Origin of the sequence: Pseudomonas sp. VS40, assembly GCF_018587885.1 — a bacterium.
In the GTDB taxonomy this organism is placed as follows: Bacteria; Pseudomonadota; Gammaproteobacteria; order Pseudomonadales; family Pseudomonadaceae; genus Aquipseudomonas; species Aquipseudomonas pergaminensis.
Genome location: NZ_JAGYWD010000005.1, coordinates 128078 through 140506, shown reverse-complemented (window position 1 = coordinate 140506; position 12429 = coordinate 128078). Strand labels below are relative to the sequence as shown.

14 protein-coding genes are annotated in these 12429 nt (G+C 61.6%); 6 read left to right on the top strand and 8 right to left on the bottom strand.

Annotated elements, in window-relative coordinates; translation table 11 throughout:
• The first annotated feature begins 4 nt into the window (after positions 1–4).
• Positions 5–1036 (top strand): ABC transporter substrate-binding protein, encoded by a 1032-nt coding sequence (locus KHP07_RS16565; RefSeq protein WP_214497534.1) that lies wholly within the window; start codon positions 5–7, stop codon positions 1034–1036.
• On the opposite strand, the gene nadE is transcribed toward KHP07_RS16565, so the two are convergent.
• The 3 genes from nadE to KHP07_RS16550 are packed head-to-tail and all read right to left on the bottom strand — an operon-like array spanning position 1037 to position 3724.
• On the bottom strand, positions 1037–1846 hold the full coding sequence (gene nadE / locus KHP07_RS16560) for an NAD(+) synthase (protein ID WP_214497533.1): 810 nt from the start codon (positions 1844–1846) through the stop codon (positions 1037–1039). It lies immediately after the preceding gene.
• A 1-nt stretch (position 1847) separates the two neighbouring features.
• Positions 1848–3065, bottom strand: coding sequence for a nicotinate phosphoribosyltransferase (gene pncB / locus KHP07_RS16555; protein ID WP_099492477.1), 1218 nt, complete (start codon positions 3063–3065; stop codon positions 1848–1850).
• An 11-nt stretch (positions 3066–3076) separates the two neighbouring features.
• Complete coding sequence (locus KHP07_RS16550) at positions 3077–3724, bottom strand: nicotinamidase (RefSeq protein ID WP_214497532.1); 648 nt, start codon at positions 3722–3724, stop codon at positions 3077–3079.
• Positions 3725–3870: 146 nt separating this feature from the next.
• On the opposite strand from KHP07_RS16550, the gene KHP07_RS16545 reads away from it, so the two are divergent.
• Entirely contained in the window at positions 3871–4563 is a 693-nt protein-coding gene (locus KHP07_RS16545; protein ID WP_078047934.1) for an NUDIX hydrolase, read from the top strand.
• A gap of 42 nt (positions 4564–4605) precedes the next feature.
• Here KHP07_RS16545 and KHP07_RS16540 read toward each other — a convergent pair whose 3' ends face one another.
• On the bottom strand, positions 4606–5379 hold the full coding sequence (locus KHP07_RS16540) for an L-iditol 2-dehydrogenase (RefSeq protein WP_099492480.1): 774 nt from the start codon (positions 5377–5379) through the stop codon (positions 4606–4608).
• Positions 5380–5397: 18 nt separating this feature from the next.
• Complete coding sequence (locus KHP07_RS16535) at positions 5398–6657, bottom strand: ABC transporter substrate-binding protein (protein WP_371857082.1); 1260 nt, start codon at positions 6655–6657, stop codon at positions 5398–5400.
• 260 nt (positions 6658–6917) lie between these two features.
• Between KHP07_RS16535 and KHP07_RS16530 the strand changes: the two genes are divergently transcribed.
• The 3 genes from KHP07_RS16530 (at position 6918) to KHP07_RS16520 (ending at position 10002) form a co-directional block, all read left to right on the top strand.
• Positions 6918–7856, top strand: coding sequence for an AraC family transcriptional regulator (locus KHP07_RS16530; RefSeq protein WP_214497531.1), 939 nt, complete (start codon positions 6918–6920; stop codon positions 7854–7856).
• A 155-nt stretch (positions 7857–8011) separates the two neighbouring features.
• Positions 8012–8959 carry a nucleoside-specific channel-forming protein Tsx gene (locus tag KHP07_RS16525; RefSeq protein ID WP_078047930.1) on the top strand — a complete coding sequence of 316 codons (948 nt, stop codon included), beginning with the start codon at positions 8012–8014 and terminating at the stop codon, positions 8957–8959.
• A 14-nt stretch (positions 8960–8973) separates the two neighbouring features.
• Positions 8974–10002: a purine-nucleoside phosphorylase gene (locus KHP07_RS16520; protein ID WP_078047929.1), complete on the top strand. Its 1029-nt coding sequence runs from the start codon at positions 8974–8976 to the stop codon at positions 10000–10002.
• 43 nt (positions 10003–10045) lie between these two features.
• Here the strand turns inward: KHP07_RS16520 and KHP07_RS16515 are convergent, their stop codons facing one another.
• The 3 genes from KHP07_RS16515 to KHP07_RS16505 form a co-directional block, all read right to left on the bottom strand.
• Positions 10046–11005 carry a quinone oxidoreductase family protein gene (locus KHP07_RS16515; protein WP_214497530.1) on the bottom strand — a complete coding sequence of 320 codons (960 nt, stop codon included), beginning with the start codon at positions 11003–11005 and terminating at the stop codon, positions 10046–10048.
• Between the two features lie 30 nt (positions 11006–11035).
• On the bottom strand, positions 11036–11209 hold the full coding sequence (locus KHP07_RS16510) for a DUF1427 family protein (RefSeq protein ID WP_214497529.1): 174 nt from the start codon (positions 11207–11209) through the stop codon (positions 11036–11038).
• Between the two features lie 89 nt (positions 11210–11298).
• Positions 11299–12063 carry an AraC family transcriptional regulator gene (locus KHP07_RS16505; RefSeq protein WP_100491024.1) on the bottom strand — a complete coding sequence of 255 codons (765 nt, stop codon included), beginning with the start codon at positions 12061–12063 and terminating at the stop codon, positions 11299–11301.
• Between the two features lie 116 nt (positions 12064–12179).
• Between KHP07_RS16505 and KHP07_RS16500 the strand changes: the two genes are divergently transcribed.
• Positions 12180–12422 (top strand): DUF6555 family protein, encoded by a 243-nt coding sequence (locus KHP07_RS16500; protein WP_069023127.1) that lies wholly within the window; start codon positions 12180–12182, stop codon positions 12420–12422.
• Positions 12423–12429 lie beyond the last annotated feature (7 nt).

The window sequence follows — 12429 nt, the reverse complement described above, 5'->3', positions numbered from 1 at the left end:
ATCCATGAACCCACGTATTGCGCTGTCCTGCTTGTCCCTCGCCCTGCTCGCCTCCACCGCGCACGCCGCGCCCACGCTGTACCTGGGCATGAACGGCGGCACCATGGAACGGGTGTACGCCGACAAGGTGCTGCCCGCGTTCGAGAAGGCCAACAACGTCAAGGTCGTGATTGTGCCCGGCACGTCGTCGGACATCCTTGCCAAGGTCCAGGCCAACAAAGACAACCCACAGATGCACGTGATGTTCCTCGACGACGGCATCATGTACCGCGCCATCTCCATGGGCCTGTGCGACAAGCTGACGCCGAGCCCGACCCTGGAGCAGATCCCGGCCAAGGCCAGAATCAAGGACGAAGCCGTGGCCGTGACCCTCGGCGTCACCGGCCTGGGCTACAACGCCAAGATGTTCAAGGAAAACGGCTGGGCGGCGCCCACCTCGTGGATGGACCTGGCCGACCCGCGCTTCAAGGAGAAAGTGGTGTTCCAGTCCCTGGCTTCGTCCACCTTCGGCCTGCACGGTTTCCTGATGTTCAACCGTATCCAGGGTGGCGATGAAACCAACGTCGAGCCCGGCTTCAAGGCCTGGCCGAAAACCGTCGGCCCCAACGTGCTGGAATACATCGCCAGCTCGGCGAAAATATCCGAGATGGTGCAGACCGACGAAGCCGCGATTTTCCCGCTCACCCCGACCCAGGTCGCCACCCAGAAACTGCTTGGCGTGCCCATGGAATATGCGCAACCCAAGGAGGGTGCGGTGGTGCTGAACGTGGCTGAGTGTGTGATCGCGCGCAACGACCAGCCGGAACTGGCGCAGAAGCTCGCCGCATTTTTGCTGACCGCCGAAGCCCAGGCCCCTGCGCTGGAAGAAGGCGATCAGATCCCGTCTAACCCGACCACGCCGACCACCGACAAGACCCGTGCGCGGGTGGAAGCGATGCAGGGTTACTTGCAGACGGCGATTTCGATCGATTGGGACCAGGTCAACCAGGCGCGGCCGGAGTGGAATGCGCGGTGGAGTCGATCGATCGAGCGTTAATCAAAGGGGCGCAATCGGCAGCGCGCGTTTGTGCGCTGTCTTGCTGTACGCGCCCTCGACAATCGTCCTCACCCGCTCGCTCACCGGTTCGCCCATCAGGTAGGCGTCGATCTCTGCGTATGTGCAACCGTAGGCGTGCTCGTCCAGCTTTCCCGGTACCAGTTCTTCCAGATCGGCCGTCGGGTGTTTGTGCACCAGATTGTCCGGCGCGCCGAGGGCCGTGGCGAGCAGGCGCACTTGGGTTTTGGTCAGGCCGGACAGCGGGGCCAGGTCGCAGGCGCCGTCACCGAACTTGGTGAAAAACCCCATCAACGCCTCGGCGCCGTGGTCAGTGCCGACCACCAGGCCATTGTGCAGGTTGGCCACGGCGTATTGCGCGATCATGCGCGTGCGGGCCTTGACGTTGCCCTTGATGAAATCGACATGCTCGGCGCTGGCTTCGGCGGCGGCCAGGCTGGCCATCAGACCGTCGACGCTGGCGGCGATGTTGAGGGTGTCGATGTGGTCCGCGGTGATGAAGTTCAGGGAGGCCTGCGCGTCGCTTTCATCAGCCTGGGTCTTGTAGGGCAGGCGCATGGCGATGAAGCGTGCGGCGTAACCCTCGCTGCGCAGTTGCTCGGCCGCCAATTGGCACAGGCGGCCGGCGGTGAGGGAGTCGACGCCGCCACTGATGCCCAACACCAGGGCCTTGCAGCCCGAGTGGCGCAAGGTGGTCTTGATGAAGTCGATGCGCCGTTGGATTTCCTCGGGCTCGCCGCCTTGGGTCAACGCGCGATTGATGTTCAGTTCCCGTGCGATACGTTCTTGCATGTCACACCTCCACACTGCCAACGTTGAACACTTGTGCTGCGTACTGCAAAAACGAAGCGTCTTCGCAGACATTTTTCACCGGGTCATCGGAGAATTTCACCACTGGCTCGCCGTGCACCCGCACCAGCTTCATCACGATGCTCAGCGGTTCCACGCCTTCCACATCGCAGGCCAGGCTGGTGCCCATGCCGAACCCGAACCGCGCCTTGCCGCGCACATGGCGCAGGATCGGCAGGCATTTTTCAAAGTTCAGGCCGTCGGAGAACATCAGGTCCTTGGTCATCGGGTCGATGCCCAGTTGCTTGTAGCGGGCCAGTACCTTATCGGCCCAGGCGATGGGGTCACCAGAATCCTGGCGCAACCCGTCGTACAGCTTGGCGAAGTACAGGTCGAAGTCCTTGAGGAAAAAGTCGGTGCTGATGCAGTCGGTCAGGGCGATGCCAAGGCGACCGCGGTACTCGCGCACCCAGTTTTCCAGGGCGGCGTTCTGACTCTCGCGCAGCCGCCCCAGTTGCTGGTGCACCATCAGCCACTGGTGGGCCATGGTGCCGATCAGCGGCAGGTCGAATTCGTAGGCCAAGTGCGCGTTGCTGGTGCCGACGAACTGGCCGGGGAAGTCGCGGCGCATGATATCGACCACTTCGCGCTGGGCCTTGAACGACAAGCGCCGACGGGTGGAGAAGTCGGAGACGCGCAGGTCGGCCAGCTCATCGCGGCTGAGATTTTTCTCCAGCCAGTCGAATTTCTGGTAGAGCTTGCGGGTGACGTCTTCGAGGGTGACGTCGGGGTATTTGTCGCGGTTGCGCAGCTCGCTGACCAGGGCCAAAACCGGCTGTTCGAACATGATGCAGTGCAGCATCGGGCCGACTACGCGGATGTTCAGTTGGCCGTCGACTTCACTGACATGGATATAGCGCAGGTTGAAGCGGAACAGGCCGAGGAAGCGCTCGTAGTCCGGGGTGAGGTATTCGCGAAAGCGTGGGTTGAACAGAAAGCGCAGTTCGCCTTCGCGCATGTGCAGGCCGGCCATTTTTTCCAGCTCGGCGCGCAGTTCGGGAATCAGGTGGCCGAGTTTTTCCTTCGAACGGACGATGAAGTTGTACTCGACGTCGACGTTCGGGTGCTGGTGCAACACGGCCTGCATCATGGTGAAGGTGTAGTAGTCGGTGTCGAGCAAACCCTGGATCACCGGAGTCTCGTAGTCGTATGCACTTTCCATGGTATTTCTCCTTAACGCGTGGCCATCGCGGCCAGTTCTTCGCGGGTGCCGCTGATGACAGCACCGGCCTTGAGCAACTCATTGACCGCTTGCACACCGCCCTCCTCGCTGATGCCTCGGCACGCCGGCAGGTGCAGGACCACTTCCAGGCCGGCCTTGAGCAGTTGCAAGGCGGTGGTCTTGACGCAGTAGTCCAGCGCCAGCCCGCCAACGATCACGCGGCTGACGCCCTGGGCCTTGAGGTATTCGATGACGCCGGTGGACAGTTTGTCGTGCAGGTCGTGGTAGCAGGCACCGTAGGGGTGCAGGTCGGGTTCGACGCCTTTCCAGATGAAGTAGTCGTAGTCATAAGGCGTGGGCAGCGCGTCCAGCAGGGTGAAGCCCTCGGTGCCGGGGACGCAGTGGCTCACCCAGGTCACATCGGCGTGGGCCAGGCCGGTGGGTTGCAGCATGTCGCTGTGCTGTGCCACCACCCAGGGCGCGTGTGGGGTGTGGGCGTCCTTGCTGCCGACACGGTGGCCGGCGAGGCTGGCCATGTAGTTGAGTTCGGCACCGATCTGGTCACCGCCGGCCACAGGCAACTCGTTGGGGCACAGTGGCGTGAAGCTCTTCTGGGCGTCGACGTCGAATGAGGCAATGGCAGTTTTCGCAAGGGTCATGATGGCTCTCCTGTGGCCTGGAAACAAAAGTACACGTCATGTACTTTCATTGCAAGAAACATTTAGTTATCTATCCTGGTGCCGGTACATGACATATCTGTTCGATCCGTTAGACTGTGCCCTACTGTTATCCGCAAGGACCTCACATGCCGCTTAGCGCCTACCTCCACACCGTCGACCTGTGCGTCCTGTATTACTGCCGCAGCACGGGCGAACTCAAGCTGCTGCTGAACAAACGCGACGCCGAGCCATTCGCCGGGCACTGGGCGTTGCCGGGTGTGGTGGTGAACGGCGGCGTGCAAGATCTGCGCCTCCAGGATGCGGTGGAACGCTTGCGGGCGAGTGACAAGGTGGGGTTTGAATTGGCCTGGAGCGAGCAAGTGGGCACCGTGGGTGATGCGTTCCGCGACCCGCGTTGCTGGTCGTCGTCCACGTACTACCTGGCGATCGTGGCGCAGGAGGTGACGCTCGGCGAGCATCAAGCCTGGTATTCACTGAATGCCGTGGCTGACGGCAGCATCAAGCTGCCGTTCGATCACAACATGATCGTGGCATCGGTGCAGGAACGGCTGTTCTCCAAGTCGCTGTACAGCAGCTTGCCGCTGATGTTCCTGGGCGATGAGTTCAGTGCCCCGCAAGCCACCACGATTTTTTCCCTGGTGCTGGCTCGCCCGGTGCTGAAGACCAGTATCCGCCAGCGCTTGTTGAAACTCACGGAGGCAGGGTATTTGCGCGAGACCGGGCGCAAGAAACAAGGTGAAGGCGGCAGGCCCCAGGCGACGGTGGAGAACCTGAAACCCGGGGACATTTACTTCTTCGATCGCAGCTTCGCCGAATAACCTACGCCTGCAGGAGCCCGGCTTGCCGGGCGCCTACAAGGGTCAGTTCATCCAGTTGCCGCCGTCGACGTTGTAGGTCTGGGCCACCACATAGTCGGCCTCCTTCGAAGCCAGGAAGATCGCCATCCCGGTCAGGTCCTGCGCCGTGCCCATCCGCCCAAAGGGCACTTCCTCCCCTACCCGCTTCTTCTTCTCGCCCGGCGCCAACCCTTCATGCCTGGCAAACAACGCATCCACCCCGTCCCAGTGCTCGCCATCCACCACACCGGGTGCGATGGCGTTGACGTTGATGCCTTGCTTGATCAGGTTCAGCCCCGCCGATTGAGTCAGGCTGATCACCGCCGCCTTGGTCGCGCAGTAGATCGCCACCAACGGCTCGCCCCGGCGTCCGGCCTGGCTGGCCATGTTGATGATTTTGCCGCCATGGCCCTGGCTGATCATCTGCCGCGCGGCGGCCTGCAGGGTGAACAGCGTGCCGGCGACATTGATCGAGAACAGCCGCTCGTAACTGTCGCGGGTAATATCGACGATGGGCGCCAGGTCAAACAGCGCAGCATTGTTGATGAGGATATCCAGCTTGCCGGCCTGTGCCACCACGGCCGCGATCGCGGCGTCGATGGAAGCCTGGTCGGTGACATCCATTGCCACTGCATAGGCTTGCGGGCCTAGTTCGGCGGCCGTCGCCTGGGCGCGTTGCAGGTTGATATCGGCGATGGCCACCGTCGCACCTTCAGCAATATAGGCCTGGGCAAAGGCGCGGCCGATACCGCGCGCCGATCCGGTGATGAGCGCGCTTTTACCTTCGAGTCGTTTCATTGAGGTGTCCTGTAAAAACTATTTCGGGTAGCCGGCGCGTTTCATCTCGCGCTCGGTGCTGGACTGCGCTTGCAGCAAGGCCTGGTCGACCGACATGCCACCGGTCAGCGCGGCCGAGAACAGCTTGCCCACCGAGGTGCCGATGGCCTGGAACTCAGGGATGGTCACATACTGGATGCCCACGTACGGCACCGGCTTGGCCGAAGGGTGCGCGGGGTCGGCGTGCTTCATCATCGCCAGGGTTACCTGGGCAAACGGCGCGGCCTTCAGGTACGCCTCGCTATAGGTGGACTGGCGCGTGCCAGGCGGTACGTTGGTGATGCCTTCTTTGTCGGCGACCAGTTGGATATAGGCCTTGGAGGTCGCCCAACTGATAAAGGCCTTGGCGGCGTCCTTGTGCCGGGAGGTGGCCGGGATCGCCAGGGACCAGGCGTAGAGCCACGAGGAACCTTTGTCGGTGACTTCGGTGGGGGCGGCGGCAAAGCCTACGCTGTCGGCGACCTTGCTTTGGCTTTTATCAGTGGTGAAGGAGCCCGCCACGCTGGCATCGACCCAGATCGCGCATTTACCGCTGTTGAACAGCGCCAGGGTTTCATTGAAGCCGTTGCTGGACACACCCGGCGGGCCATATTGCTTGAGGGTGTTGACGTAGAAGTTGGCAGCAGCTGTCCATTCGGGGCTGGTCAGCTCCGGCTTCCACTGCTCGTCGAACCAGCGCGCACCAAAGGCGTTGGCCATGGTGCTCAACAAAGCGATGTTTTCGCCCCAGCCGGCCTTGCCACGCAGGCACATGCCATATTGGTCCTTGTCTTTGGCGGTGAGCTTGGACGCGAACTCGCCAAGCTGGGTCCAGGTGGGGTGCGCCGGCATGCTCAGCCCCGCCTGCTTGAACAGGTCGGTGCGGTAGTAGGTGACGGTGCTCTCGCCATAGAACGGCAGGGCGTACAGGGTGTTGTCGACTGACAGGCCCTGACGCACCGAGGGGAAAATATCCTCGACGTCATAGTCCGCTGGCAGTTGGGTCAACGGCTCCAGCCAGTGCTTGGCGCCCCACAGTGGGGTTTCGTAGGTGCCGATGGTCAGCACATCGAACTGCCCGCCCTGGGTGGCAATATCGGTGGTGAGGCGCTGGCGCAGCACGTTTTCTTCCAGCACCACCCAATTGAGCTTGATGTCTGGATGCTGCTCTTCGAACACCTTGGACAGGCGCTGCATGCGGATCATGTCGCTGTTGTTGACTGTGGCGATGGTGACGGTGTCGGCGGCATGGCTGGGCATGGCCAATGCCAGGCCGGAAAGCAGGAACAACGCTTGCGGGAGCTTGAACATAGCGGTTTCCACCTGTTGTTTTTGTTGTTGAGCGCCGATTACAGCAGCTTGGCCAGCCCCTCACAAACGCCAGGCGGATGCTCGACTGGTACTTTTTTAACCGGCAACCGACAGTTAAAAAAGTATCAGTGCCGGGCGAAACCGGGGGTAGCGCCCAAGTCGTCAACCCGCGTATTTTGAGGCCTTCCATAAATAAAAGAGGCATCGCCATGCCCATCAGCCGCGCCCAGTTGTTCGAGCACCGCCCAGCCGAACTCGAAGTGATCCTGCCCGAACCGGACCATTGCTTTCGTTGGTTCGAGCACGACTACCCCTACGATTTGGCGCGCTGGAACCACCACCCTGAGTTTGAAATCCACCTGATCCGCCAAGGCAGCGGCAAGCTGGTGGCCGGCGACTATATCGGTGCGTTCAGTGCCGGGCATGTGGCGCTGATCGGCCCCGACCTGCCCCACGACTGGATTGGCGAGTTGGCCCCCGGCGAATACCTGACTGGCCGCGACGTGGTGCTGCAATTCGACGGCGCCGCCCTGCTCGCCCTGCGCAAGACACTGCCGGAACTCGGCGACCTGCAGCCATTGTTCGAACAGGCCCGGCGTGGCCTGGAATTTACCGGCGATACCGCGTTGCAGGCCGCGCACTTGATGGAAGCCATCGGCAGCGCCCATGGCCTGCAACGCTTGATCCTGTTCCTGCAACTGCTCGACAGCCTGAAAAACGCCCCGCCGCCGCAGGTCAAGGCCCTGGCCAGCCCCTGCTACGCGCCGACCCTGGACGCCCGCAGCGCCGAACGCATCAACAAGGCGTTCGACTATTTGATCCGCGAACTGACCGGCGATGTGCGCCTGTCGGTCATTGCCCAGCAGTTGGAAATGAGCGAGCCGGGCTTCTCACGCTTCTTCAAGCGCAACACCGGCCACGGCTTCATCGACCTGATGCGCAAGTTTCGTGTGCAACGCGCCTGCCGGCTGTTGCTGCAAAGTGATATGTCAGTGGCGGACATCTGCTTTGAAGTGGGCTACGCCAACCTGTCCAATTTCAACCGGCATTTTCGGATCGAAATGCACCAGACGCCGAGCGACTACCGGCGGGAAACAGCCATGCACCTGTTCCAGCGCATCGAAAAAATGACACCCAGTCAATTTTGACCAAAAGGTCGACTAATTCCACTTTTTTTCATGCTGATCAATCGATTGAGCAAAGTTGGTACAGCCTGTGCAAACGTTTGCGGTACGAACTTGGCAACCAAGTTCACCTCAACCCGAAGAATCGGGTCTCAACCGCGTACGAATAGGGATTTTCAATGCACCCCACCTCAAGGCGTCCTACCCCCTTTGGTGTTTCTTTGCTACTGGCTGCCGTTACGGGACTACTCAGTGCGTCTATTTTGGCGCAGGAAAAACCCGTCGATGACTCAGCACAGGGCGAAACGCTCAGTCCTGAAGCCAGCCCGGCGAAAAAAGGCGTGTACCTGTCGGACTGGTTCAACCAGGACCTGACATTGATCGGCAGCAAAGACATCAGCTTCGGCCCCAAGCCGCAGGATGATGTCTACCTGGAGTACGAGTACTTCGGCCGCAAAGGGCCGTTCGAGTTGTACGGCTACATCGACGTGCCGAAGATCCTCACCATCGGTAACAGTAATGACAAAGGCGTGTGGGACCATGGTTCGCCGGTGTTCATGGAGCATGAGCCGCGCATTTCCATCGACTACCTGGCGGGCCGCAGCCTGGCCTTCGGACCGTTCAAGGAATGGTACGTGGCGTTCGACTGGATCTACGACCACGGCAGCAACAAGGAAAACCGCGCCAACACCCTGTACAGCGGCCTCGGCACCGACATCGACACCCACTCGCGGGTCAACCTGTCGGCCAACTTCTACGGGCGTTACCAGTGGGAAAACTATGGCGCCAGCAATGAATACTCCTGGGACGGTTACCGTGCGCAAATGAAGTACATCGTGCCCATCGGCAAGTTCGACAACGGCGCATCACTGACCTATATCGGCTTCACCAATTACGATTTCGGTTCGGACCTGCACAAGGACAACCCAGCGCGCACCGCCAACTCCCTGGTGGCCACCAACGTGCTGCTGTATTCGTTCACCCACCTGCGTTTCACCCTGGTCGGCCGGTACTTCCATAACGGCGGCAACTGGGAAGATGGCAGCGAGTTGAATTTCGGCGAAGGCAACTTCCGCGCCCGTTCTGATGGCTGGGGTTACTACGCTGGCGTGGGCTATCAATTCTAATCAAGGAGCTTTAGATGAAAGCGTTCAAACGTCTCTCAATGGCCGTCGGCCTGGCCCTGCTACCCCACGTGGTGCTGGCGGATGCGCCTGCGCCGATCAAACCCAAGGTCATGCTGATCACCATGTTCGCCCCGGAGGCACAAACCTGGATCGACCGCCTGGCACTCAAGCAGGAAGTGCGCGTGCCGGGACTGTCCGCCGAATACCCGGTAATCCGCTGCAACACCCAGGACGTGTGCCTGCTGGTAACCGGCATGGGCCAGACCAATGCCGCGGCCTCCACCCTCGCCCTGGCCTTGTCGCCCAAGTTCGACCTGCGCCAGAGCTATTTCCTGATCGCCGGGATTGCCGGTATCAGCCCCAAGCATGGCACCATCGGCACCGCCGCCTGGGCGCATTACCTGGTGGAGTTCGGCACTCAGTGGGAGCTGGATTCACGGGATGCCCCCAAGGATTGGCCGACCGGCTATATCGGCATCAACACCAAGGGGCCCAACGAAAAACCTCCGTTGGACTACAAGACCGAAGTGTTTGAGCTGAACCCCAAGTTGCAGGCCAAGGCCTTCGCCTTGTCGCAGAAAGTCGAGCTGACCGAAAGCAAGGAATCCAGCGCCTGGCGCAAACACTACCCTGCCGCCCCAGCCAACCAGCCGCCGCAAGTCACCCGCTGTGACACCCTCGCGGGCAACACTTGGTTCTCCGGCACGCGCTTGAGTGAGCGCGCCGAAGTCTGGACCAAGTTGCTGACCGACAACAAAGGCGAGTACTGCACCACCCAGCAGGAAGACAATTCCACCTATGAAGCCCTGCTACGCGCCAGCCGCGAAGGCCTGGTGGATATCCAACGCCTGGCAGTGGTGCGCGCAGGGTCGGACTTCGACCGCCCGTACCCTGGCTACAGTGAAGTGGACAACCTGCTGAAATACGCCGATCAAGGCGGCTTCGTGCCGGCGCTGGAGAACCTGTACCGCACTGGCAACCCGCTGGTGCAGGCGATCCTGAAGAACTGGTCCGCATGGGAAAAAGGCGTTCCCGAAGCCTGATGATTCTGTAGGCGCCGGCTTGCCGGCGCTTACAGGGGCTGTGTCAGGGCACGAAGATGATTTTGTCGGCGCTGCCCTGGTTCACTTCTTCATAACACTGCACGCCATTTGCCAACGCGACTTCACGCAGGCCCGTGGGCAACGGCAGCAGGCCTTCATCAAAGAAGCGCCCGAACTGCTCCAGCATCACCGCGCATTGCTCGCAGTTGTAGAGCAACGAATTGATCCCCACCACCGAGCCACCCTTGCGGTACAAGGACAGGGCCGGCAGTTGCACATGGCCGTCCACCGGTGCCGCGATGATTGCAATGCGACCGAACGGCGCCAGGCCTGCCACAGCCGCCGGCAGCCAGAAACCGGTGGTGTCGAAGATCACGTCGGCGCCGCCCGTGAACACGGCATTCACCTGCGAACCCAGTTCTTCCGGATTGCCCAGGGCAATCGCCTCAAAGCCCTGCCCCTGCAAGGCTGCAACCTGCTCCGGTCGACGCACCGCAGCCAGCACCTGGGCCCCGCGAATCTTCGCCAAAGCCAATGCCGCGCTACCCACGGCACCATTGGCGCCAATCACCAGCAACCGCGTGCCTTTCGCCACACCGCTGCGCTCCAGCGCATCCCAGGCGGTGGTGTACGGCACGCCGAGGCTGGCGGCCTGGGCGAAACTCAGGTGGGTGGGTTTGTGCGCCACGCCCTTGGCCGAGACGGTGAGGTATTGGGCATGGGAACCGTCGGCAAAGAACCCCAGGTCGCGGCCTGTGCCCCAGACGTCCTGGCCTACCCATTCTTTTGGCCCCTCCACGACGACGCCGGCGAAGTCGCGACCGGGAATGCGTGGCAAGGTGGTGTAGGGAAAACGGCCGAGCACGTTTTTGACGTCGCTGGGGTTGAGGCCCGCGGCCTTGATCTGTACCAGCACTTCACCCTCGGCCGGCACCGGTGTGGCGACGTCGACTACGCTGAGGGCGGCGAGATCGCCGGTGGCGGTAAATTGCAGTGCTTTCATGGCCAATATCCATCGAAGAGTAAAAAGGGATCAAGACAACCAGGTGCTCACCCACAGCCGGCCCATGAGCCAGAGCTTTTCGCCCAGCAGCATGCCCATCAGGCCGATCAAGGCGATGGCCGGGGGGGCTGGCGAGCGGAAATCCAGGGCGCCGTAGATCACGCCGACAAACAGGCCGATGGCGAGGGAAATCAGGTAGTTCATGAGGTGAGCGCCGTGTAGGTGGTTGCGCTCAGTGTAGAGAGCCGAATCCTGAAGCATCGGCCAAGTACTTCAGGATTTCGGCCAAACCCTCAACCCACGTAGTGCGAAGGCGCCACGCCGAGTTCGCGGCGGAACATGTCGCTGAAACTGCTGGGTGAGTAGCCGAGAGAACGGGCGATGCCGCTGACAGACTGGCCCTGGATCAACTCCGCCACCGCCGTGGCCAGTTGCACCTGGCGGCGCCACTCGGCAAAGCCCATGCCCAGGTGGTTCTGGAACAGCCGCGCCAGGGTGCGCACACTGGCACCGGCGGTTTCGGCATGCTGTTCGAACGGGACCTCCAGGGACGGGGCGGCCATGACCGCCTGGCAGGCATTGATCAGGCGGCGGTCTGCCTCCACCGGCATGGCAATGCGGATTTGCGAGCGGCGCGCCCGTTGCAGCTCCAGCAGGGCCAGGCTGACCACTGCATCGTAGTAATCCGCCTCACCGTTGTCGCCCTCGTCCACCAGCGTGACGATCAACTCCCGCAGCAACCCACCGACTTCGATCACCTGTACCTGGCTGTCCAGCGTCGCCGCCAGCGCCGGGCGCAGGTAGATATTGCGCATCTGCAGATCCGACACCACACGAATCCCATGCTCCACACCTGGCGGCAGCCATACGGCGCGCTGCGGCGGCACCACCAGCGCTTCACGCGGGGTCTCGACCCACATCACGCCGCTCATGGCGTAGAGCAACTGGCCCCAGTCGTGGCTGTGGGGTTCAACGTACAGCCCACGCGGGTAGGTGCGCGCCAGGGGCTGCACGGGAACGGCGTGATCACTGAGGTCGGGGGGCGCAGCCTGGGCCATGGGGTGCACATCAATCAGGGGTGAGCCGCCATGGTAATGACCACCGCTCGACAATCCGAGTGAATTTTTACAGCCGCAGGTGATCACTTGCTTATACCGGGAGGGTCAATGGACCAATGAATAACGCAAAGCTGTTTGTGATCGATTACACCCTGCATGGCGAACCCAAGTCGTTCATCATTCGATTGGAAAAACTGGATGCTGCCGAAGCCTGGCACTGGGCGAGTTGTGACGCCGGCGTGGGCCGTATCGGCCGCTTTGCCCGCGAGCAAGTGAAAAAGACCAGCCAACAGCAGGCGGAAAAATTCGGCATCACCAACGTGCAATGGCGCCGCTCGGATGCGCGCGCCCAGGCTTGATCAGGGA